Genomic DNA, 21,091 nt, shown 5'->3' with positions numbered 1-21,091 from the left:
GTTTTCCCGTGGTCAACGTGGCCGATTGTACCAACGTTAACGTGGGGTTTTGTACGTTCAAATTTTTCTTTAGACATTTATTGTCCCTCAAATGTAATACAAATCGGTGGTGAATCACCACATTAACCAAGTATCATATTTAATATCAACATAATACTAACTTAAAATTAGCTCTGAATGATAACAGATAAAGTTACCAAGTGACAAGCTCTAAAACAGGCAAATTTGATATTTTTAGAAGCTTAGGAAATTATGAGATTAACAAGAATGGTGCTGATAGGCAGATTTGAACTGCCGACCTCACCCTTACCAAGGGTGCGCTCTACCAACTGAGCTATATCAGCAATTGGAGCGGGCAGCGGGAATCGAACCCGCATCATCAGCTTGGAAGGCTGAGGTAATAGCCATTATACGATGCCCGCATGTTCAAACTCGGCTACCTAAATGCTTCAATTAGCTATTGCTAATATTAGATGATGGTGGTGGGGGAAGGATTCGAACCTTCGAAGTGTGACACGGCAGATTTACAGTCTGCTCCCTTTGGCCGCTCGGGAACCCCACCCCGAATCTTTATAAATTTGTCTACTTAGGAAAATGGTGCCGGCTGCCGGAATCGAACTGGCGACCTACTGATTACAAGTCAGTTGCTCTACCTACTGAGCTAAGCCGGCCTAAGTGCTGCGCATTATGAACTAGAACATTTAACCTTGCAAGCAAAAAAAACAAATTTTATTTTGTTTGCTTAAAAATAAATCAAAATCATAAAAAAACCCCAAAATATATGCTTATTTCAGGGTTTTATTCAGTTCAAAATAAACTTATGTTATTTCTTTTTAACTACTTTCTTTTTGGTTGTTCCTACACCTTTAGCCGCTGTTTGTACAGCTACATCTTCGCTAAGATCGCCTTTGTCTTGATATGCACGACCATAATAAGTATCAAGAAGGATCTGTTTTAGCTCCGCAATTAGAGGATAACGTGGATTTGCACCAGTACATTGGTCATCAAAAGCATCAACAGCAAGCTGATCAACTTGAGCCAAAAAGACCTTTTCATCCACACCAAATTCTTTAATAGAAAATGGAATATCAAGATCTTTTCTAAGTTGATCTAACCAACCAATTAATTTCTCGACTTTCTTTTCATCATTATCCGTAGCAGCGGTTAGACCTAAATGATCAGCAATTTCTGCATAACGGCTAACTGCTTTAGGATAACCATATTGGCTAAATGTACCTTGTTTAGTCGGTTTATCGGTTGCATTAAAGCGAACAACATTACTAATTAACATCGCATTAGCAACACCATGAGGAATATGGAACGCTGCACCAATTTTATGAGCTATTGAGTGACAAACACCAAGGAATGCTTGAGCAAAAGCAACACCAGCTAACGTTGCAGCACTATGCACTTTTTCTCGAGCAATAGGATTTTTAGCCCCTTCTCTATAACTTGCTGGTAAATAAGCTTTAAGTATGCTTAGCGCTTGTAGCGCTTGCCCATCAGAAAACTCACTTGCCATAACTGATACGTAAGCTTCTAAAGCATGCGTTACGGCATCATAGCCTCCAGCTGCACAAAGTGAACGAGGCATATTCATCACTAAGTTCGCATCAACTATTGCCATATTAGGCGTAATAGCATAATCCGCTAATGGATATTTTTGACCTGTTGCATCATCAGTAACAACGGCAAATGGAGTTACTTCAGAGCCTGTACCTGATGTGGTTGTTACACAAATTAATTTTGCTTTTTGCCCCATATTTGGGAAGTGGCAAGCACGTTTACGAATATCCATAAAACGTAATGCTAGCTCTTCGAATTTAGTTTCAGGGTGCTCATATAAAACCCACATGATTTTTGCAGCATCCATTGGTGAACCACCACCTAACGCAATAATTGTATCTGGTTGGAATGCTTGCATTGAATCAGTACCTTTACGCACGACACTTAATGTTGGATCTGCTTCAACATCAAAGAAAGTTTCACAAATAACACCTTGTGCTTCTAATTGATCAGTGATTTGTTTTGAGTAACCGTTATTAAATAGGAATTTATCTGTTACCAAAAATACACGCTTTGCACCTTGCTCAACCACTTCACTTAAAGCTACTGGTAGTGAACCACGTTTAAAATAGATAGAACTTGGTAGTTTGTGCCATAACATATTTTCTGCTCTCTTAGCGATTGTTTTCTTATTGATTAAGTGCTTCGGTCCAACATTTTCAGATACCGAGTTACCACCCCAAGAGCCACATCCTAATGTTAAAGATGGCGCTAAATCAAAATTATATAAATCACCAATACCACCATGAGCCGCCGGTTGATTTATTAAAATACGGCAAGTTTTCATTTTACTACCAAAATAAGCAATACGTTCACGATTGCTATCTTGATCAGTATAAAGGACTGAAGTGTGCCCCATTCCACCCATTTCAACCAATTTTTCTGCTTTATCAACAGCTTCAGAGAAATCTTTAGCCTTGAACATAGCAAGCGTTGGAGAAAGTTTTTCGTGGGCAAACGGTTCAGATAAATCAACTTTACTTACTTCGCCAACAAGTACTTTCGAACCAGCTGGAACTTTAAGACCAGCCATTTCAGCAATTTTAGTTGCTGGCTGACCAACAATATTGGCATTTAAGGCGCCTTTGTCGTTTAAAATAATACCTTGTACTGCTTTAGTTTCTTTAGCATTTAAGACATATGCACCATATTGAGTTAATAAGCGACGTACTTCATCATAGACAGAATCAACAACAACAATTGCTTGTTCTGATGCACAGATCATCCCGTTATCAAATGTCTTAGACATAAGTACTGAGGCAACAGCACGTTTCAAATCAGCTGTTTCATCTATAACAACTGGTGTATTACCTGCACCAACACCTAACGCAGGTTTACCTGAACTATAAGCCGCTTTTACCATGCCTGGTCCACCGGTTGCTAAAATAGCAGACACATCATCGTGGTGCATTAATGCATTTGATAATTCGATAGATGGCTCGTCAATCCAACCAATAATATCTTTTGGTGCACCAGCTTTAATTGCGGCATCTAATACAATTCGAGCAGCTTCAATAGTTGATTTTTTAGCTCGAGGATGTGGAGAGAAGACAATTGCATTGCGAGTTTTTAAGCTAATTAATGATTTAAAAATCGCAGTTGAAGTTGGGTTAGTTGTTGGAACAATTCCACAAATAATACCAAGTGGCTCTGCTATAGTAATAGTACCGAATGGTTCATTTTCAGCAACGACTCCACAAGTCTTATCGTGACGATATTTATTTAAAATATACTCAGCGGCAAAAAGGTTTTTTATGACCTTATCTTCGACAATTCCCATTCCTGACTCTGCAACAGCTTGTTGCGCAAGTGGAATACGTGCCGCAGCGGCGGCTGTCGCAGCTGCTACAAAGATTTTGTCTACTTGTTCTTGAGTATAAGTTGAATAAGTCTCCTGTGCCTTTTTGACTCGAGCCATTAACTCATTTAACTCATTCATGTTAGTTACTGCCATAGATTTCTCCTTGAAATAAAAAAATAAATCTGGATCGTTTGGCGTCTTCCCTGAAACTATTTAATGCTTAAGCATAATGACAAAACGAAATTGACGTTATCGTAAATCAGATTTTTACTTTATACAATAATATATTGAATAAAAAAAAGCATGTAACTAAAAGTAACTAATTTTTTATGCCTTTAATCAGTAAAAACGAAATAGATATAAAAACAAAAGGCAACCACTTTTACTCAAAAGTGGTTATCATTAATGGAATTTGTTATGGAAGAAAAAAGGACTAGTTTAAAAAAATTATATATTACACAATTTATTTAGCACATAACTAACCGCCACAAAACCAAAAGTAGCTGTAACTGTTGTAATTGCACCAAACCCTGACTCACAATCCATTTTTTTAAGACCATCTGCTTCACTTTTTGTTAAGCATACTTGTCCATTTTTAGAAGGATACGTTAATTGCTCTGTCGAAAATACACAAGGAATACCATATTTACCTTTACTATCTTTATTTAATTTATAATTATGCTTTAGTTTCTCTCGTAACTTCGCTACCAATGGGTCTTGAATTGTCTTTGCTAAATCTGAAATTTTAATTTGGGTTGGATCTTTTTGCCCACCAGCTCCACCAATGGTAATCACTTTCAATTTTTGTCGCTTACAATATGCAAGCACAGCCGCTTTATCGTATACACTATCAATTGCTTCAATAATATAATGATAACGGTGGGATTGCTTTGTTCCTAAATATTTGCCAACATTACTCGCATTAATAAAATCATCAATTTCATTTACGATACATTCAGGATTAATTTGTAAAATACGTTCAGCCATAACTGATGTTTTAGCTTTGCCAATATTGGATTTTAACGCATGAATTTGGCGATTTGTATTTGTTACACAAACATCATCCATATCAATTAGGGTAATTTGACCAATACCGCTACGCGCTAGCGATTCAGCAATCCAAGAGCCTACACCACCAATACCAATTACACAAATATGCGCTTGCGAAAAACATTGCAAAGCCGACTGACCATAAAGCCTAGCTATACCGCTAAAACGTTGAAAGTAAGATTCTTTATTCATCAATAATTAATAATAGTGTTTTATACTAAAACAACTACTCTCCTGAAACTTTTTTACAAAGTATAACTGTAATATTTTTTATATAAAGAACTTATCAATAATTATTAGAAATATTATACCTTTCACGAATAAAAAAACAAATTCATAACTTTTATAAAGGTCAACTACATCATCCCGATGATGAGCAATCGGTAGGATATTATTTGTCATTAATTGTATTCGTTCAAATTATTAATTTTTCCTACAATAAACATTGTTAACTATGATTACTTAAAAGGAAAAAATGAATGCGCAACCCAAAAAAACTACTTAATGATCCAAATAATGTAAGACAAGAAGTTATGCAAGGGTTAATTTATGCCTATCAAGGAAAATTAACTGCAATTTCAGATCATTGTGCCGTTTACGGCAACCATATTGCAAGCGATCAAGTTGTTATTGTCTCGGGCGGTGGCAGTGGGCATGAACCAACCTTCGCTGGATTCATCGGTAAAGGCGGTATTGATGGCTGTGCTGTTGGTGAAGTTTTCACATCACCATCACCAGATCAAATCATTGAAGTAACCAAAACTATAGAAAAAGGAAAAGGTGTACTATTTTTATATGGCAACTATTCTGGAGATGGAATGAATTTTGATATTTCAGCTGAAATACTGGCTGAAAACAATATTATTACTAAAACAATTCGTGCTACTGATGATATTGCTTCAGCGCCATTATCAAAGATTTCCGATCGTCGAGGTGTAGCGGGTATTATGTTTTTATTCAAAATTGCTGGTGCTGCGGCACAATTTGAAAAATGCGATCTAGAAAGTCTTCATCAAGTAGTATCAAAAGCTAACAATAATGTTCGTACTATAGGGGTAGCCCTAGATGGATGCGCATTACCTCAGTCCAGTAAATTCAATTTTGAGTTAAAAGATAACGAAATTGAAATTGAAATTGGTATCGGTATCCATGGTGAAGCGGGATTACGCCGGCAAGAGATAACATCATCTGATGAGGTTGTTAAAGATATGATAAACCACCTCTGTGATGATTTACCTTTTAAAAAAGGCGACCGAGTGTGTGTACTGATTAACAATTTGGGCGCACTTAGTAATACCGAGCTGTTCGTCATAACACGTAAAGTAGGTATTGAACTTGATAATCGAGGCATAATCAGACACGATGTTGTTGGTCATTTTTGTACGTCGCTTGAAATGTCGGGCTTTTCAATTACCTTAATGAAGTTAGATGAAGAACTTCAACATCTTTATGATTTACCTTGCAAAACACTAGGATGGAGAAAATAAAATGAATTTATCACAAATTCGCAAAATGATGTTATTCACTGCCGAAAAAATGGTTGAAAGTGAGCCAACATTAACATCTTTAGATCAAATTGTGGGAGATGGTGACCATGGCATCGGTGTGAAACGTGGATTCGCTGCGATCATTGCGTTACTACAAGATGAAAAATTTCAACCAACTAATATAGGTGATTTTTTTATCCAAATTGGCACAAAATTAATGACAAGTATGGGCGGAGCCTCAGGGGCAATTTTTGGTACTTTATTTAGAGCGGGGGGAAAAAGTATTACTGGAATCACAGTATTTGATTCCAATGCACTATCAAAACTACTTAATGAAGGTTGGCAGGCTGTTTATCAACGTGGCAACGCTAAACCTGGAGATAAGACCATGGTTGATGCCTTAGCCGCTAGTGCAACAACAGCAAGTCTATTAACTACTTTGAAGTTAAATGATGCACTACCTAAAATAGCACAATCAGCTATGGAAGGCGCAAAAAAAACGAAACAAATGATCGCTGTATTTGGTCGAGCTAAAAATTTAGGTGAACGAGCAATTGGTCATATGGATCCTGGTTCGGTTTCAATGGCGTATATTTTGAAATTCATGAATGAATATATTCAAACCCAATAAAAAAAGATCCGCCGATGATATTGGCGGATTTATTATAAAGATATAGATAAAATAAATTTACAAATAATATTAAAAATGTCTAATAACTCAAACAACTTCTAGCACATTTAAAATAAAAACCTTTCGTTACTCACTGTTTTTCAATTAACGCATTAAAATTAATAGACTAAAAATTATTTTTAAACTTAATTTGCGAAGGATACGCCCAGCTTTGTAACTCCTCTGAAGAGAATCCTCCGGGATCTTTGCCTCCATTAATAAGCAGAGAGTGATAGTAAATTTCAGCCATTTCTTCAATATAAGTGGCTTTTAATACAGCTTCATAAGGGTCTTTATCTACAGCAATAGCACCATGTTTTTCCATCAGAATCGCATCAGCTCTTTTTATGGATCCTATAACGCTATTTGAAAGATCTGGAGTTCCTGGTCTTCCATAGGGTGCAACAGGAATAACACTATCTTTTAAATTAAGAATTGCACATTCATAAACAACAGCGGGAATAGGTCTAGCTAATACAGCAAATGAAGTTGCAAAAATAGAATGAGTATGCGAAATAGCAAAAATATCTGGGCGAGCTTTATAAATCTCAAGATGCATTAAACATTCACTCGTTGGTCTCAATCCAGAATCAGCTTCAATAACATTTGCATCAAGATCCATTACAACTATATCCCTAATTGTTAACAATTTTTTATCAATTGTTGTTGGCGTAACAAGTACATACCCTGTTTCTTTATCACGAACACTAGAATTACCGGCTTTATGTTTACACAATCCCCACTCACTAGATTTTTTAGCCATATCGACCACGTATTATTTTTGTGTTTCTAACATTTTATAACTCCTATTTTGACAAAATATTTCATTGATAATTGGTAAATAATTCCCAGATTTCATTGCTATTTTTGGCATTTCGTATGCGAGTTGCGCCTTCATTTAATTCTAATAATTCGTTTAATTGGGCAAGTGCTTTAAGATGTTTTTGTGGATTATTTGTTGCTAAAACAACAATTAAATCAGCCTTCATATAACCACAAATATTGATTTTTTCAGATAATTTAAGTAGAGACATAGAAACTTTATTCACACCATCATCAATACCAGCATGAGCAATAATTAAGCCATTAACCAACATAATATAAGGTTGTTCAAATTGGATTTTATTAACCATTCTTTCAAGATAATAACTTTCTATGGATTGGTTATTTAATAGTGGCTGAGCAGCCAATGCCAATGCCTCTTGCCATGTTATATCAACCTTTTCTGTAATATTGATATGTTCTTTTTGCATTAAATCGGCTAATGAGGGAACTTCCTGTTGTGCTATTCGTACTGGGTTATCATTCACTTCATCGTTATAAAGATATGCAGTTAATTCCTTTTGTAAGGCTTTTTGATCTTTGATATTGGTGTATTTTTCAATAATTAACATAAGTTCTTCTACTTGAATTATGCTCTGATCAATACCTTGTAAAGCACCAATCACTTGATTTCGAAAAGCATTTTTATGGGAATTATTAAGTAAAGGATTGACAATAAATAACAATTTATCGGTAGATAAATATGAGGTAGAAAAAACAATATCGTAATAGTGATTATATTTTTCAAACTCACGTTTAGACATAACATCAGAAAAATGTAATTCCGGGAGTAACACTTGTAAAGTTAAATAAAGATAAGTTGAAACAGTTGCACTATTTTCACAAACAAAAATAGCTATCTTTTTAGTTTTAGTTTTAATTTGATTGATCAAACCTTCTCGAGTTAACCAACCACCAAATAATACAGTAATAAAAGCGGCCTCTTCATCTGGCATATTACAATGTAAAATTTTTTCAAAAGGACAAATCGCTTTTCGAACCATTTCATGTAAATGACCAAACTCTTGTAATACGATGCCATATACACTATCAATATTGTTAATATGATAACGAATACGATAATAAGCTGGTTTCCAATGCTGATATATACGTTCAATCAGTTCGCTTTTATCTTGAAAAGCTATACAACTGATCCGTTCAAAATTATTAATAACATCAACGACACTTTCTAACAATACCGCATCTAAATGAAAATATTTATCAGATATTGTTTGTATATTGGAACTTTGAACTAATACCATTAAAAAAATTTGTTCATTAATATCTGTAATACCGAATTTTTTGATCAACTTTTTCAATAATTGAAAATCTCGACTATTGGCAGCTTCAGCATAATTTTCAGGTAAACGTTTAATTTTTTTATCTGTTTCTATTCGCTGTAGTATAAAACAAATAAAATAAGTCAACTCTTGCAACTGCTCATCAGTAAAAACAATTTTCAATTTTCTTTCTATTTCACTAAAAACCTGTCCTACTTGTTCTAAATGCCCTTGAGTAATAATCTCATTTTCTCTAAAAATTTTATCAGCTATTGGCATACTGATAATTCTACGAATCAATTTTAGTAACAAATAACGTTTGTCGATTTCATCACCGATGATACGATATCCATTCTCACGGTCATAGCTGATTTGTAAATGATATTGAACAATCATTGCTTGTACTTTTTTAATATCATTTATAACTGTATTTTGGCTGACAGTAAGAGACGAAGAAAGATGTATTAATGACAACCTTCCTGTTCTAATTAACAAAAAAAACAGAAGCAAATGAATACGTTCATCTTCTGAATAAATATAACGTCCAATAGCAAGAGATACTGGTTCATCCCTAAATGTTTCGATCACTAATTTTGGAACACTAAATTTACCAGTCTTAAATCGTCTAATTAACCCAAAATTAGATGATTCAAGAAAATCATTAATTTTCTTAACGGTGTAACTAAGCTGTTTGCGGGTTAGCCCAAATTCAGATTGAAGTTCAACTCCACTAATGTTTGGATTATGAATTAATGCTTTTAATACAGCATGAATTCGCTTATCGACAACCATATAATAATTACCTTATCGTTCGTTGCCTGATGGTAATTAACATTACTATCAGATTTACTGCAAATTATGTTCAACGAATACTTTAACTTTCATTTATTCATTATTTTTTTTCGCTACATCTTGTATGACTTCTTTTCGTAGCTCACGTGCATAAAAGAAATAACCCACACACCAATAAACAGTAAAAATCAATGGCACAAAATAACCTTGCAAACATTGCCAAATAAATGAAAAAGCATAGGTAAAAACAGGTGCATCAATAGAACTATTTGAAATTAACTGATTAGATGGAATATCAATAGCTTTAGTGATTAATCCCAAATTGGTAATAATCGGTGCAAATTGAGTTCCGACAAATAAAAAGAATGGCACTCCAATAATGGCCAAAATTACCATCCTCAATGTGTTTCCTTTAGTTAGAATATAAGCAAGAACAATAAGAGCAACATTAATAATACCAGCAAAAGGCAGAATTTTGTTACCAGGTAAAATAACAGCCCAAATTAAGGTAAAAGGAATAGCAACTATTACTGTAAACCAAATCTCGCTCGCCCCCCCATAAATGGCCAATCTAAACCAACAAATAATTTGCGACCAGCAAAACGTTTATTCATATAATCACTAATCGCCTCAGAAATCGGCGATAGTGCTTGCATAAATAACTTAGAGATCATTGGAAATAACATAAGAGCAGTAGCAGCTTGTACCCCAAGCATTAAAATAGCTGCAACATCATAACCAGCAATAATCCCAAAAGTCACACCTAATAAAAATCCAATAACATGATTTTCAGCAAATACGCCAATCTTTGAGCGTAATGTTGCTGCATCCATCGGTTTATTTAAAATAGGTATTTTCCGTAGTAACAGATCAAAAGGATAATAAATTGCACTGAAAAACAACATTCTATGAGTACAAGTTACACTAGGAATACTGGTTAGTTTTTCGATTCGATGCTGATTAATATCACCAGAATTAAGTTCTAGTATGATCTGCAAAGTAGTAATAATAAAAGCAACAGCTAAAGCCATAACAGAACCTAAAATTGGAGTAGTTACAGCAACAACAATAAAAGCTGTAAAAATTTTCCCCCACACATTCCATAAGTCAGCGTTAAAAGTATCCGTCTTTTTTAAGACTAGCATTAAAATATTGACTCCTACTTGCAAAGGAAACATAAGAAAAGCATACGGCCAAGCCCAAGATACATTTGCCATAGTAGTCCAGCCACCATCAACAATGCTAAGTTCAATACCAGTTCGTTCCATCATGGTCTGCGCTGCTGAACCAATAGCACCAACCATAAATCCAATCAACATACTCATACCGACAAATGCAACACCTAAAGTAATAGCAGCGGAAGCGCTATCTCTAAATTTCATACGCACAATTAAACCAGCAATTAGCATAATGAATGGTACAAAAACCGGTGCGCCCAAGTTCAAAATATAATTTATAATTATTTCTAGAAACCCCATAACTGCACTCCTACTTACAGGCATCGATAATTTTTTGTAGTTCTGATTCCATATTTATCCCTGTTAAAAATGCAATACCATTGATGACGGGAATAGGGTACTGTTTTTCAATTTTAGTTATCACTATATAAGCAGCACTATTTTTAATGTGAGTATCAACAGATTTAAGATCAACTACTTCCACCTTTATCTCATCAAGGTTACGTTCTTTTAGTAAACGAGTAACCTTACTAGCGACGGTTTGTGATGTAGCTACTCCGCTGCCACATGCAACAATAACTTTTTTCATAATGCCTCCTTATAAATTTATATTCGACGTCAACAGTGTAAAAATTTCATGTTTAGTTTCTGCGTAATAAAGTGCTTCTAAAAAATGTGAATTCACAAAACAGGTTATCAACTTTTGCAATAAATCAATATGCTCATTTTTTTGATTAAATCCGAGTAAAAAGACAAAATTAGCTCTTAATACATTGTCATTATTAGCCATTTCACACCATGGAATCGTACCTTTAGCTCGAGCAAAATAGATAAAAGGTCTAATAACATGCTCAACATCAGTATGGGGCATTGCAACAACATAAGGTTCTGTTGGTAGTGCAGTTGGGAATAATGATTCTCTTTTTTTTATTGCGCCTAAAAAGGAATGATTCACATAGCCACCACTTTTTAAAATAGGAAACGTAAAATCGAAAAATTGATTAGTATTCTGAAAGTTTTTATCTAAAAGAATCAAATCTTCAAAAAACATTTGCCCGTTAGATTCATTTCCCATTTCGTCCTCCATCATAATGTGATCTGCAACTTTATAAAAATGTTACTAATTTGCTATTTCGTGAAATAAATCATTACTAATTTGATATCACTAATTTTAGGAAATTAAGATAAAAGAAACGAATGGATTTGATACCAAATAATATCCAAGATATTGCTCATCATAGGGATTATTATGTTGAAACAATTATTGAGTAGGAATTAAAAATGTATTTTACGAAAATGACAAACTGATTAATTTTTGATATTCCGCCTATTTTAGTGTAGGCGAAATAAGAGAAATAAATATATTAGTTTTTAAATGAATGAATTGGAGCGGGAATTCTTCCACCTCTATTAATAAAATCACATGAACTAAATTTGTTTACTGACATAACGGGAGCATGGCCAAGTAAACCACCAAATTCAATGTTATCTCCTACTTTTAATCCCTCGGCTGGAATAATTCGCACAGCTGTTGTTTTGTGGTTAATCACCCCTATTGCAGCCTCATCTGCAATAATAGCCGAAATAGTTTCAGCTGGCGTATCGCCTGGAATTGCAATCATATCCAGTCCAACGGAACAAACACAGGTCATTGCTTCTAGTTTTTCAAGATTAAGTGCACCGTTATTTACAGCATCAATCATACCAGCGTCTTCCGAAACAGGGATAAATGCACCGCTTAATCCGCCAACATGACCACAAGCCATTACTCCACCTTTTTTAACCGCATCGTTTAACATAGCTAGTGCTGCAGTTGTACCGTGTGTACCAACTGCTTCTAATCCCATTTCTTCTAAAATGTGTGCAACCGAATCACCAATTGCTGGGGTTGGAGCTAACGATAAATCGACAATACCAAATTTAACGCCTAAACGTTCAGAAGCCTCTTTACCAACCAGTTGCCCCATACGAGTAATTTTAAATGCAGTTTTTTTGACAGTCTCAGCTACAACATCAAATGACTGACCTTTGACTTTTTCAAGTGCTCGCTTAACTACACCAGGACCACTGACCCCAACGTTAATGACGCAATCAGCTTCACCTACGCCATGAAAGGCTCCTGCCATAAATGGATTATCTTCAACAGCATTAGCAAACACAACTAACTTAGCGCAAGCCATGCTACTATTATCAGCTGTTAATTGCGCGGCTTCTTTGATGACATTTCCCATTTGCTTTACTGCATCCATGTTGATCCCAGTTTGTGTAGAGCCAACATTTACCGAAGAGCAAACTCGTTCAGTTTGTGCAAGTGCTTGTGGAATTGATTTAATTAAAATTTCATCACCTTTATGGTAACCTTTTTGTACCAGTGCTGAAAATCCACCAATAAAGTTAACATTAACTGCTTTGGCGGCTTCATCCAAAGTTTTAGCAAACGCTACATAATCTTTATCATCACTAGCACCGGCAATTAAAGATATTGGCGTAACAGAAATACGTTTATTGATTATTGGAATACCAAATTCTGAAGTAATCTGATCACCTACTTTAACAAGATCTTTTGCCAGACGTGTAATTTTGTTATAAATCTTTTGGCGTGCTTTTTCACCATCACTATCTATACAATCAAGAAGAGAAATACCCATGGTTATTGTGCGGATATCAAGTTTTTCTTCCTCAATCATTTTAATGGTTTCGAGGATCTGTTTTGTTTCCATTAGTATTATCCTTTTATTAAAATATAGAATTAATATTATAAACGATGCATAGCATCAAAAATTTCTTCTCTTTGAAGATTAACTTTAACTTTTAGATTCTCACCTGTTTGCATCAATACTGTTTTTACTTCATCAAATGTCACATTGATTTTAGATAGGTCAAGTAACATAATCATCGTAAAATACTCATCCATAATAGTTTGGCTGACATCTAAAATATTAATATCTAATTCATATAACTTTTGGCTAATACCAGCAATAATACCTGTTTGATCTTTACCAATTACCGTTAAAATGGTTTTCATAACACTCTCCAGCACAAAAATTAGACAATTAAATAATATTTATTGAACTAACTATAATAGCATCTTCAAAAATTATCGAAATAGGAGTAGATTGTTTTTTCAGTAAAAATATCAACGCAAGAACTAAAAAGAGCAACTTTATGGTAAATTTTTCAAAATCCACAAAATTGGATCATGTTTGTTACGATATCCGTGGTCCAATTCTAGAGCATGCAAAACGACTGGAAGAAGAGGGTCAAACTATCCTGAAACTTAATATTGGAAACCCAGCACCGTTTGGTTTTGCCGCCCCTGACGAATTATTAATTGATGTAATTAGAAACTTACCCTCTTCACAAGGATATTCCGATTCCAAAGGTCTTTATTCTGCTCGTAAAGCAATCATGCAATATTATCAAGCTCGCGGAATTAATAGTTTAGATGTTGAAGATATTTACATCGGTAATGGTGTATCAGAATTAATCGTTCAATCCATGCAGGCATTACTAAATAGCGGTGATGAAGTACTTGTACCTATGCCTGACTACCCATTATGGACAGCGGCTATTAGTTTGTCCGGTGGGAGCGCTGTGCACTACCTTTGCGATGAAGAAGCAAATTGGTCACCTGATATTGATGATATTAAACGGAAAATAACCCCCAAAACTAAAGGAATAGTAATTATTAATCCAAACAATCCAACTGGCTCTGTTTATAGTAAAGAAGTATTACTTGAGATTGCTGAAATCGCTCGTCAAAATAATCTAATCATCTTCGCTGATGAGATTTACGATAAAATTTTATATAATGATGCTGTGCATTATTCAATTGCCGCATTGGCACCCGATTTATTTGTCATTACCATGTGTGGCCTATCAAAAACTTATCGAGTTGCTGGTTTTAGGCAAGGCTGGATGGCGCTTTGTGGCCCCAAAAACCATGTAAAAGGCTATATTGAAGGCTTAAATATGCTAGCTTCAATGCGTTTATGTGCCAATGTGCCATTACAACATGCTATTCAAGGAGCGCTAGGAGGCTACCAAAGCATTAATGAATTTATTGTTCCTGGAGGTCGCTTATATGATCAATGTATGTTGGCATGGCGTTTACTTAATGATATCCCTGGGGTTTCATGTACTAAACCACAAGGTGCTTTGTATTTATTTCCAAAGCTAGATCAGAAAAAATTCAACATCCATAATGATCAAAAATTAGTATTAGACTTTTTGTTACAAGAAAAAGTATTACTTGTACAAGGAACCGGCTTTAATTGGCATAAACCGGATCACGTTAGAATTGTTGCTTTACCTCATTCCGGTCAACTAGAAGACGCTATTGGGAGATTTGCTCATTTTTTATCTTCCTATAAGCAATAAATCGCTTATTAATGAATCCCCAGTTTCAACTGGGGTAATTCCAATAACTCAGTCAGAATAGATTTATAAAACCATACATGTATCTTCAAAACTTTTCTCAATCTTTTTAGTTTTTGATTCTAATGCAGGTAGAAGTTCTTTTTCTATAATATCTATTTGTTCTTGCAATTTATTTACACCTATATAAATAGCCATACTACCTTTAGCCATTTCATCATGGATATGAGCAACTTATCGATAGAAACGCTGTGCATTACGCAATAACTCTGGCGAAATACCTAACGTTACGGTTAAAAATTTCATATTTTCAAGCTAAACAGCATTGTTAATGTTCTTGATTAGTTACTAAATACGCCCTCTATAATTGTCGCGGTAAGAATAGAAAAATTGACTGTTCCAAAACTGCCTTTTAATTTCATCCATTTGTTCCACGCCTTAAGATTTGACCTTAACTTGTCAATTTAAGTTATTTGGTACCAAATAAAAAAGCGCTATTAATAGCGCTTTAGATTAAAAATTACTGTACTTATTTTTTAAGTTCAGCAATTTTTTTACGAATATTGTTTGCTCGATCAGCTGAAGATGGATGGCTACTTAAGATTGAAGCGTCACCACCACCTAATTTATCAAATGCAGATGCAAGTCCTGCTGGATTAATTTTTTTCTTAACTAAGAAATCGAATGAATAATTATCCGCATCTTGTTCTTGTTTTTGTGAAAATTGAGAGTGAATTACTGCTGATGCTAAAGCCCCTAATTTAGACTTTGATAGTGAGACTACTGCAGCATTACCTGATGACGCTGCTACATCATGTGCAATTTCGGTTGCATAAGCAACTTGCATTGCTTTCTTACTATGACCTAAAGCAACATGACCTAATTCGTGACCTAAAACGCCTTGAATTTCGTTATCAGTCATCATATCCATTAGACCACTATAAACACGAACACAACCATTAGCCATTGCCCATGCATTAACATCTTTAGTGATGTATACTTTATAGTTAATTGGTGTTCCATCTAAATTATTCCCAATCGCTTTAGCAATTTTATTTAATCGTTTAGTATAAGCGCTTTTTACTGGAGCAATTTTTGATTGTGCATCCATTTCAGCACATGATTGTTGACTTAATGCTTTCACATCATTATCACTTAGAGTAGCAGCTTTCAAACCTTTCATGCCAAGACTAGTTAAGTCATCTACACTCATATTTTTACAACCAACTAGTGACATTGCAGCAACTAAAGGAAATGCAGCCAACAATGTTTTTTGATGTTTATTCATAGTTCTTTCCTTACATTAATACAAATTTAAATAGCCTAACTTCCGTTAGGCGGCTAAATTCTAACGCAACTTTCTTAATAATCAACAAATAATTACTTGATTAGACATTATCAGGGATTTAGACTAGTGCCTCATTTTTGAGGAACATGATTATGCAGCTATCCGACTTTGATTTTTATCTTCCAAAAGAGCTAATTGCCAAACATCCTTCAGAAACCAGAAGTGCATGTAAACTTTTATCACTTAATAGTCACACAGGTAAAATTGAAGATAATGTTTTTACTGATATTATTGATAAAATCAATCCTGGGGATTTACTTATTTTTAATAATACTAAAGTTATTCCTGCTCGCCTATATGGAAAAAAGGCTTCGGGTGGAAAAATTGAAGTATTAATTGAAAGAATATTAGATAATAACCGAGCCCTTGCGCATATTAAGGCATCCAAATCACCCAAAGCCGGTGCTGAACTAATATTAGGTGAAAATGACCCTATTAAGGTTACCATGCTAACACGTCACGATGCTTTATTTGAATTGCAATTTCCAAATGATGTTCTTAGTATTTTAAATAAAATAGGTCATATTCCATTACCGCCATATATTGATCGTCCTGATAATGAACAAGATTGGGAAGTTTATCAAACAGTGTATAGTAAAGTGCCAGGAGCCGTTGCTGCACCCACGGCAGGTCTTCATTTCGATAAACCTTTATTAGAAAAACTAAAACAGAAAGGCGTCGAAATGGCATTTGTCACTTTACACGTTGGAGCAGGAACATTCCAACCAGTTAGGGTTGAAAACATTGAAACCCATATTATGCACTCTGAATATGCTGAAGTGCCGGAAACTGTTGTGGAAGCGGTGTTAGCATGTAAAGCACGAAACAAAAAAGTTATTGCTGTGGGAACAACTTCTGTTCGAGCTTTAGAAAGTGCAGCACAAAAAACAGGGAAAATAGCACCTTTTTTTGCCAATACCCAAATTTTTATTTATCCTGGCTATCAATTTAAGGTCATTGATTCACTTATAACCAATTTTCATTTACCTGAATCAACTTTGATTATGCTTGTTTCTGCCTTCGCTGGTTACGAAAATACCATGAAGGCTTACCAACATGCCGTTAAAGAAAACTATCGATTTTTTAGTTATGGTGATGCTATGTTTATTACAGCACAAAATTAAAAATATTTTAAATATCAAGAAAGTAGTCAATAAAATCAAACTAAGCTCAAACTTTATTGGCTATATTAAACCTATCTATATAAATACTTATATAGTACCTAATTTTTCTAAAATACGATCAATACGTTTTATATTTGATGGATGTGATGTTGTTGTATTATTTGTTGAATGAATGGGCATTTTTTTTAACATAGTTACAAGCCCTGTTGGATTTATATTTCTGCTCATTAATAACTCCAAAGCATAATGATCGGCCTCAAACTCATATTGTTGAGCAACCTCTTTTTTACAAGAATAACTACATCATTATTGGTTATCTCAACGTAAGGGGCTAATCTAAATGATTTTATAGCATGTTTAAGAGCAATATGTGCTTGTTCATGAGCTAAAACTGCCTGTAATTCATTATCGTTTAATAATTTTATTAACCCACTGTTTATGCGAATACAGCCACTAGCAGTTGACCATGCATTAGGATCTGTATTTAAATAAACTTTATAATTTACTTCAATATTATTAATCTTTTTAGGTAGCGTTCCGGTTAACCTTTCAAGTTTTTGGTTGAGCCAACTATTATCATTAGCAATAACAGATCGTTTATCTGAATCAGCACACACTTGTGCGCCAATAGCCTCTATATCTTGTTCAGATAAATGTTTAATTTGCTCTGATGTAATAGTTAGTACAACCTCGTTATTTTGATTTTGACAACCAACTAATAAAATAATTGAAAAACATGATATTAAAAATAAATCAATATACCTCAAAAGCCTTAAATCCTTATCAAATATTGTTTATTGAGAACTAGCACGATAAACTAATACCGCAAATTAATGATACTATAACGTATTACAACAATAATTCGCGCCAAACTGTTTATTTGGTCGCAAGAGGTTAACTAAAAAATGAAATTTGAATTAGACAATACCGATGGACTTGCTCGTCGAGGACGTATGAAATTCGATCGTCGTGGAGTCGAATATACTGTTGAAACACCTGCATTTATGCCTGTTGGCACTTATGGCACAGTAAAAGGCATGACCCCAGAAGAGGTTACTGCAACTGGAGCTCAAATATTACTAGGCAATACATTCCATTTATGGTTAAGACCTGGACAAGAAATCATGCGAAAGCATGGTGATTTACATGATTTTATGCAGTGGCATGGCCCAATTTTAACCGATTCGGGAGGGTTTCAAGTCTTTAGTTTAGGTGATATTCGCAAAATCAAAGAGGAAGGTGTCTATTTCCGTAATCCAATTAATGGTGATTCGATTTTCTTATCACCTGAGGTTTCAATGGAAATTCAATATGATCTTGGTTCTGATATTGTGATGATTTTTGATGAATGTGCCCCGTTTCCTGCTGATTGGGATTATGTCAAAAAATCAATGGAAATGTCTTTACGTTGGGCTAAACGTAGCCGAAAGCGTTTTGATGAATTAGGCAACAAAAATGCACTCTTTGGTATTGTGCAAGGCGGAATACATCAAGAATTACGTGATATCTCAATTAAAGGATTGACCGAAATAGGCTTTGATGGCTACGCTGTTGGTGGATTAGCTGTTGGAGAGCCTAAAGCTGATATGCATCGCATTTTGGAGGGTACTTGCCCACAATTACCAGCCGATAAACCTCGTTACCTAATGGGCGTGGGTAAACCTGAAGATTTAGTTGAAGGTGTACGTCGAGGTATTGATATGTTTGACTGTGTGATGCCAACCCGTAATGCACGTAATGGTCACTTATTTGTCACAAATGGGGTGATTAAAATTCGTAATGCAAAATATAAAGACGACACTACTCCGCTTGATCCTCATTGTGATTGTTATACTTGCAAAAATTATACTAAATCATATCTTCATCATTTAGATAAGTGCGGTGAAATTTTAGGTGCACGTTTAAATACCATCCACAATTTACGTTATTATCAACGCTTAATGGCTGAAATTCGTGAAGCTGTTGCGAATAAACGTTACGAAGATTTTGTCATTGAATTTTATCAACGAATTGGTAAAACACCAGCACCTTTACCGAAATAAGGACATAGCAGAATAAATCTTTATCTTAGGTATTGACACTTTTTAGGAAGCGCAGTATTATGCGCTTCCAACGGCGAGTAGCGCAGCTTGGTAGCGCAACTGGTTTGGGACCAGTGGGTCGGAGGTTCGAATCCTCTCTCGCCGACCAATTTTGTGAAAAAACTGTCAATTTGAGTATTTTTTATTTAGCATTGCTTTGTGCCAGCCATGTAAAAGTTGTTGAAAAAGATAGTATTGCTCGTTAGCTCAAAGCAATCCAATATATCAATAACCTTTTTTAATTACATGTTCCGACAACATATACATTGCTAAACTATCATCCAGTTCAACATTCATATTGATTAATTTATCATATTGCTTACCAATATTTATAATAGGAACAGTTTTTTTTCAGAACCACCTGTCGAATAAAATCATCCCTTTCAATATAAAAAAGCAAAATTGCCTCGATGTTATGGCTATATAGTGTATTTAATAATTATGATTCACATTTAAAGTAGTGATAAGACTCAATGATCAATACGGTATGTCCTTCTTTTGCTAGGCTTATTTGTAACGTATTAATTAATATTTGAATTGTGTGATCATGGATCTTATTGTTATAACTGCAATAACTTGATTAACAGATGCTAATGTAACAAACTAGTTACGATATTTGGTTTATAACTTAAAGCATCGACAGCTAATTGAATTTTTCCCCGAAGTTTATTAGAGACTCGCTCTGGTGTTTTTAAAGCACGAGATACTGTCATAGTTCCAACACCAGCATATTTAGCAACATCAAATAAAATAATCTGCCCATTACTTTTACGTTTTTTATATCCTGCATCTTTCATCCTAATTAACTTTCAACAATGGCAAATTAACAAGAGGTATAATAACTATACATGAAATTAGGTATCTATCCTTTTAAATCACAATTAATTAAATAATACAACTATGTTAAATAATATTATTTGATTAATTCATTAAAAATGTTACCTACATCACATAATAATTAAAAAAATTATCAATTTTGATAGCGCTATCACATTTCTTATTTTTTTTTATTTCTATTATTACGCTGTGTGTTAGTTTCTTAGTAAGATATAATTTAGCGGAGAAAAAATGTTAGCAAAATGGTTAACAAGTCAAACGGTCAACATTGTTGATTCAGTCGATGATTGGAAGGCTGCAATACAACTTTGTGCAAAACCTTTGTTAAAAAATAAAAATATTTCACCTGATTATATTCAAGCAATTTTTCATCTTCATGAATCAATTGGACCTTACTATGTATTGGCTCCAGGTATTGCCATGCCTCATGCTAGACCAGAACAAGGCGTAAACCAATTAGGCCTATCAATGCTATTAGTAAAAAAAGGAGTCAAATTTAATTCAGAAGAAAATGATCCTGTGTATTTAATTACTTTATTAGCAGCAAGTGATAGTACTAGCCACATTGAAATATTAACTAAATTGGCAGCACTATTTGGTGAAACAAATGATATCCAGAAAATTTTCAATGCACAAACCCCTGCTCAAATATTGTCTGTTATCAATCACTATTAAATT

19 protein-coding genes, 5 tRNA genes and 2 pseudogenes are annotated in these 21,091 nt (G+C 34.4%); 7 read left to right on the top strand and 19 right to left on the bottom strand.

The features are described 5' to 3' along the window. The 7 genes and pseudogenes from ACGH49_RS07515 to tcdA form a co-directional block, all read right to left on the bottom strand. A pseudogene (locus tag ACGH49_RS07515) lies at window positions 1-77 on the bottom strand (elongation factor Tu); the annotation flags it as partial. A gap of 191 nt (window positions 78-268) precedes the next feature. Continuing rightward, window positions 269-344 (bottom strand) — tRNA-Thr (locus ACGH49_RS07510). Window positions 345-347: 3 nt separating this feature from the next. Next, a tRNA-Gly gene (locus tag ACGH49_RS07505) sits at window positions 348-422 on the bottom strand. Window positions 423-477: 55 nt separating this feature from the next. After that, window positions 478-562 (bottom strand) — tRNA-Tyr (locus ACGH49_RS07500). A gap of 33 nt (window positions 563-595) precedes the next feature. After that, a tRNA-Thr gene (locus ACGH49_RS07495) sits at window positions 596-671 on the bottom strand. A gap of 152 nt (window positions 672-823) precedes the next feature. Then, window positions 824-3,520, bottom strand: a complete 2,697-nt coding sequence (gene adhE, locus ACGH49_RS07490) for a bifunctional acetaldehyde-CoA/alcohol dehydrogenase (protein WP_411588895.1) — start codon at window positions 3,518-3,520, stop codon at window positions 824-826. Window positions 3,521-3,814: 294 nt separating this feature from the next. Beyond that, on the bottom strand, window positions 3,815-4,609 hold the full coding sequence (gene tcdA, locus ACGH49_RS07485) for a tRNA cyclic N6-threonylcarbamoyladenosine(37) synthase TcdA (protein WP_411588893.1): 795 nt from the start codon (window positions 4,607-4,609) through the stop codon (window positions 3,815-3,817). A 287-nt stretch (window positions 4,610-4,896) separates the two neighbouring features. Between tcdA and ACGH49_RS07480 the strand changes: the two genes are divergently transcribed. Then, window positions 4,897-5,904, top strand: coding sequence for a dihydroxyacetone kinase subunit DhaK (locus ACGH49_RS07480; protein WP_411588891.1), 1,008 nt, complete (start codon window positions 4,897-4,899; stop codon window positions 5,902-5,904). A gap of 1 nt (window position 5,905) precedes the next feature. Beyond that, complete coding sequence (gene dhaL, locus ACGH49_RS07475) at window positions 5,906-6,535, top strand: dihydroxyacetone kinase subunit DhaL (protein WP_411588889.1); 630 nt, start codon at window positions 5,906-5,908, stop codon at window positions 6,533-6,535. Between the two features lie 166 nt (window positions 6,536-6,701). Here the strand turns inward: dhaL and ACGH49_RS07470 are convergent, their stop codons facing one another. From ACGH49_RS07470 to ACGH49_RS07440, 7 genes and pseudogenes are all read right to left on the bottom strand, one after another. Continuing rightward, window positions 6,702-7,337, bottom strand: coding sequence for a class II aldolase/adducin family protein (locus ACGH49_RS07470; RefSeq protein WP_411588887.1), 636 nt, complete (start codon window positions 7,335-7,337; stop codon window positions 6,702-6,704). 61 nt (window positions 7,338-7,398) lie between these two features. Further along, complete coding sequence (locus tag ACGH49_RS07465; RefSeq protein WP_411588885.1) at window positions 7,399-9,468, bottom strand: BglG family transcription antiterminator; 2,070 nt, start codon at window positions 9,466-9,468, stop codon at window positions 7,399-7,401. A gap of 93 nt (window positions 9,469-9,561) precedes the next feature. Continuing rightward, window positions 9,562-10,946, bottom strand: a pseudogene (locus ACGH49_RS07460) (PTS galactitol transporter subunit IIC). Window positions 10,947-10,956: 10 nt separating this feature from the next. Further along, the gene (locus ACGH49_RS07455) at window positions 10,957-11,235 is read right to left on the bottom strand and encodes a PTS sugar transporter subunit IIB (protein ID WP_065605804.1); all 279 of its coding nucleotides are present in this window, start codon (window positions 11,233-11,235) and stop codon (window positions 10,957-10,959) included. A 9-nt stretch (window positions 11,236-11,244) separates the two neighbouring features. Then, a complete protein-coding gene (locus ACGH49_RS07450; protein ID WP_176701674.1) occupies window positions 11,245-11,721 on the bottom strand; it encodes a PTS sugar transporter subunit IIA in 477 nt (158 codons plus the stop codon). A 289-nt stretch (window positions 11,722-12,010) separates the two neighbouring features. Continuing rightward, entirely contained in the window at window positions 12,011-13,366 is a 1,356-nt protein-coding gene (locus ACGH49_RS07445) for a PFL family protein (protein ID WP_411588882.1), read from the bottom strand. Between the two features lie 35 nt (window positions 13,367-13,401). Continuing rightward, window positions 13,402-13,671 carry an ACT domain-containing protein gene (locus ACGH49_RS07440; protein WP_296206888.1) on the bottom strand — a complete coding sequence of 90 codons (270 nt, stop codon included), beginning with the start codon at window positions 13,669-13,671 and terminating at the stop codon, window positions 13,402-13,404. Between the two features lie 140 nt (window positions 13,672-13,811). On the opposite strand from ACGH49_RS07440, the gene ACGH49_RS07435 reads away from it, so the two are divergent. After that, a complete protein-coding gene (locus tag ACGH49_RS07435; RefSeq protein ID WP_411588880.1) occupies window positions 13,812-15,026 on the top strand; it encodes a pyridoxal phosphate-dependent aminotransferase in 1,215 nt (404 codons plus the stop codon). Window positions 15,027-15,089: 63 nt separating this feature from the next. Here ACGH49_RS07435 and ACGH49_RS07430 read toward each other — a convergent pair whose 3' ends face one another. Beyond that, window positions 15,090-15,236, bottom strand: a complete 147-nt coding sequence (locus ACGH49_RS07430) for a hypothetical protein (protein WP_411588878.1) — start codon at window positions 15,234-15,236, stop codon at window positions 15,090-15,092. Window positions 15,237-15,552: 316 nt separating this feature from the next. Beyond that, window positions 15,553-16,311 carry a M48 family metallopeptidase gene (locus ACGH49_RS07425; RefSeq protein WP_411588876.1) on the bottom strand — a complete coding sequence of 253 codons (759 nt, stop codon included), beginning with the start codon at window positions 16,309-16,311 and terminating at the stop codon, window positions 15,553-15,555. Window positions 16,312-16,463: 152 nt separating this feature from the next. Here ACGH49_RS07425 and queA point away from each other — a divergent pair, with 152 nt between their 5' ends. Next, on the top strand, window positions 16,464-17,495 hold the full coding sequence (gene queA / locus ACGH49_RS07420; RefSeq protein WP_411588874.1) for a tRNA preQ1(34) S-adenosylmethionine ribosyltransferase-isomerase QueA: 1,032 nt from the start codon (window positions 16,464-16,466) through the stop codon (window positions 17,493-17,495). A gap of 87 nt (window positions 17,496-17,582) precedes the next feature. Here the strand turns inward: queA and ACGH49_RS07415 are convergent, their stop codons facing one another. Next, complete coding sequence (locus tag ACGH49_RS07415) at window positions 17,583-17,723, bottom strand: hypothetical protein (protein ID WP_411588872.1); 141 nt, start codon at window positions 17,721-17,723, stop codon at window positions 17,583-17,585. Continuing rightward, on the bottom strand, window positions 17,723-18,262 hold the full coding sequence (locus ACGH49_RS07410) for a M48 family metalloprotease (RefSeq protein WP_411588870.1): 540 nt from the start codon (window positions 18,260-18,262) through the stop codon (window positions 17,723-17,725). The genes ACGH49_RS07415 and ACGH49_RS07410 overlap by 1 nt, the downstream gene beginning before the upstream one ends. A gap of 138 nt (window positions 18,263-18,400) precedes the next feature. On the opposite strand from ACGH49_RS07410, the gene tgt reads away from it, so the two are divergent. Continuing rightward, window positions 18,401-19,537, top strand: coding sequence for a tRNA guanosine(34) transglycosylase Tgt (gene tgt / locus ACGH49_RS07405; RefSeq protein ID WP_065636970.1), 1,137 nt, complete (start codon window positions 18,401-18,403; stop codon window positions 19,535-19,537). Between the two features lie 71 nt (window positions 19,538-19,608). After that, a tRNA-Pro gene (locus ACGH49_RS07400) sits at window positions 19,609-19,685 on the top strand. A gap of 481 nt (window positions 19,686-20,166) precedes the next feature. Here the strand turns inward: ACGH49_RS07400 and ACGH49_RS07395 are convergent. Continuing rightward, entirely contained in the window at window positions 20,167-20,373 is a 207-nt protein-coding gene (locus ACGH49_RS07395) for a LacI family DNA-binding transcriptional regulator (protein ID WP_411588868.1), read from the bottom strand. A 271-nt stretch (window positions 20,374-20,644) separates the two neighbouring features. Between ACGH49_RS07395 and ACGH49_RS07390 the strand changes: the two genes are divergently transcribed. Continuing rightward, on the top strand, window positions 20,645-21,088 hold the full coding sequence (locus ACGH49_RS07390) for a PTS sugar transporter subunit IIA (protein ID WP_411588866.1): 444 nt from the start codon (window positions 20,645-20,647) through the stop codon (window positions 21,086-21,088). Window positions 21,089-21,091: the final 3 nt, after the last annotated feature.

Source organism: Gilliamella sp. BG7 (assembly GCF_046635565.1).
Taxonomy (GTDB): domain Bacteria; phylum Pseudomonadota; class Gammaproteobacteria; order Enterobacterales; family Orbaceae; genus Gilliamella; species Gilliamella apicola_P.
Note: the sequence above shows the minus strand (reverse complement) of the source record. Positions and strands in the feature narration are given on the sequence as shown.

Excerpts from the sequence above, each read along its gene's own strand:
- adhE (WP_411588895.1), bottom strand. The coding sequence starts at position 3,520 with ATGGCAGTAACTAACATGAATGAGTTAAATGAGTTAATGGCTCGAGTC.
- tcdA (WP_411588893.1), bottom strand. The coding sequence starts at position 4,609 with ATGAATAAAGAATCTTACTTTCAACGTTTTAGCGGTATAGCTAGGCTT.
- ACGH49_RS07480 (WP_411588891.1), top strand. The coding sequence starts at position 4,897 with ATGCGCAACCCAAAAAAACTACTTAATGATCCAAATAATGTAAGACAA.
- dhaL (WP_411588889.1), top strand. The coding sequence starts at position 5,906 with ATGAATTTATCACAAATTCGCAAAATGATGTTATTCACTGCCGAAAAA.
- ACGH49_RS07470 (WP_411588887.1), bottom strand. The coding sequence starts at position 7,337 with ATGGCTAAAAAATCTAGTGAGTGGGGATTGTGTAAACATAAAGCCGGT.
- ACGH49_RS07465 (WP_411588885.1), bottom strand. The coding sequence starts at position 9,468 with ATGGTTGTCGATAAGCGAATTCATGCTGTATTAAAAGCATTAATTCAT.
- ACGH49_RS07455 (WP_065605804.1), bottom strand. The coding sequence starts at position 11,235 with ATGAAAAAAGTTATTGTTGCATGTGGCAGCGGAGTAGCTACATCACAA.
- ACGH49_RS07450 (WP_176701674.1), bottom strand. The coding sequence starts at position 11,721 with ATGGGAAATGAATCTAACGGGCAAATGTTTTTTGAAGATTTGATTCTT.
- ACGH49_RS07445 (WP_411588882.1), bottom strand. The coding sequence starts at position 13,366 with ATGGAAACAAAACAGATCCTCGAAACCATTAAAATGATTGAGGAAGAA.
- ACGH49_RS07440 (WP_296206888.1), bottom strand. The coding sequence starts at position 13,671 with ATGAAAACCATTTTAACGGTAATTGGTAAAGATCAAACAGGTATTATT.
- ACGH49_RS07435 (WP_411588880.1), top strand. The coding sequence starts at position 13,812 with ATGGTAAATTTTTCAAAATCCACAAAATTGGATCATGTTTGTTACGAT.
- ACGH49_RS07430 (WP_411588878.1), bottom strand. The coding sequence starts at position 15,236 with ATGGCTAAAGGTAGTATGGCTATTTATATAGGTGTAAATAAATTGCAA.
- ACGH49_RS07425 (WP_411588876.1), bottom strand. The coding sequence starts at position 16,311 with ATGAATAAACATCAAAAAACATTGTTGGCTGCATTTCCTTTAGTTGCT.
- queA (WP_411588874.1), top strand. The coding sequence starts at position 16,464 with ATGCAGCTATCCGACTTTGATTTTTATCTTCCAAAAGAGCTAATTGCC.
- ACGH49_RS07415 (WP_411588872.1), bottom strand. The coding sequence starts at position 17,723 with ATGAGCAGAAATATAAATCCAACAGGGCTTGTAACTATGTTAAAAAAA.
- tgt (WP_065636970.1), top strand. The coding sequence starts at position 18,401 with ATGAAATTTGAATTAGACAATACCGATGGACTTGCTCGTCGAGGACGT.
- ACGH49_RS07395 (WP_411588868.1), bottom strand. The coding sequence starts at position 20,373 with ATGAAAGATGCAGGATATAAAAAACGTAAAAGTAATGGGCAGATTATT.
- ACGH49_RS07390 (WP_411588866.1), top strand. The coding sequence starts at position 20,645 with ATGTTAGCAAAATGGTTAACAAGTCAAACGGTCAACATTGTTGATTCA.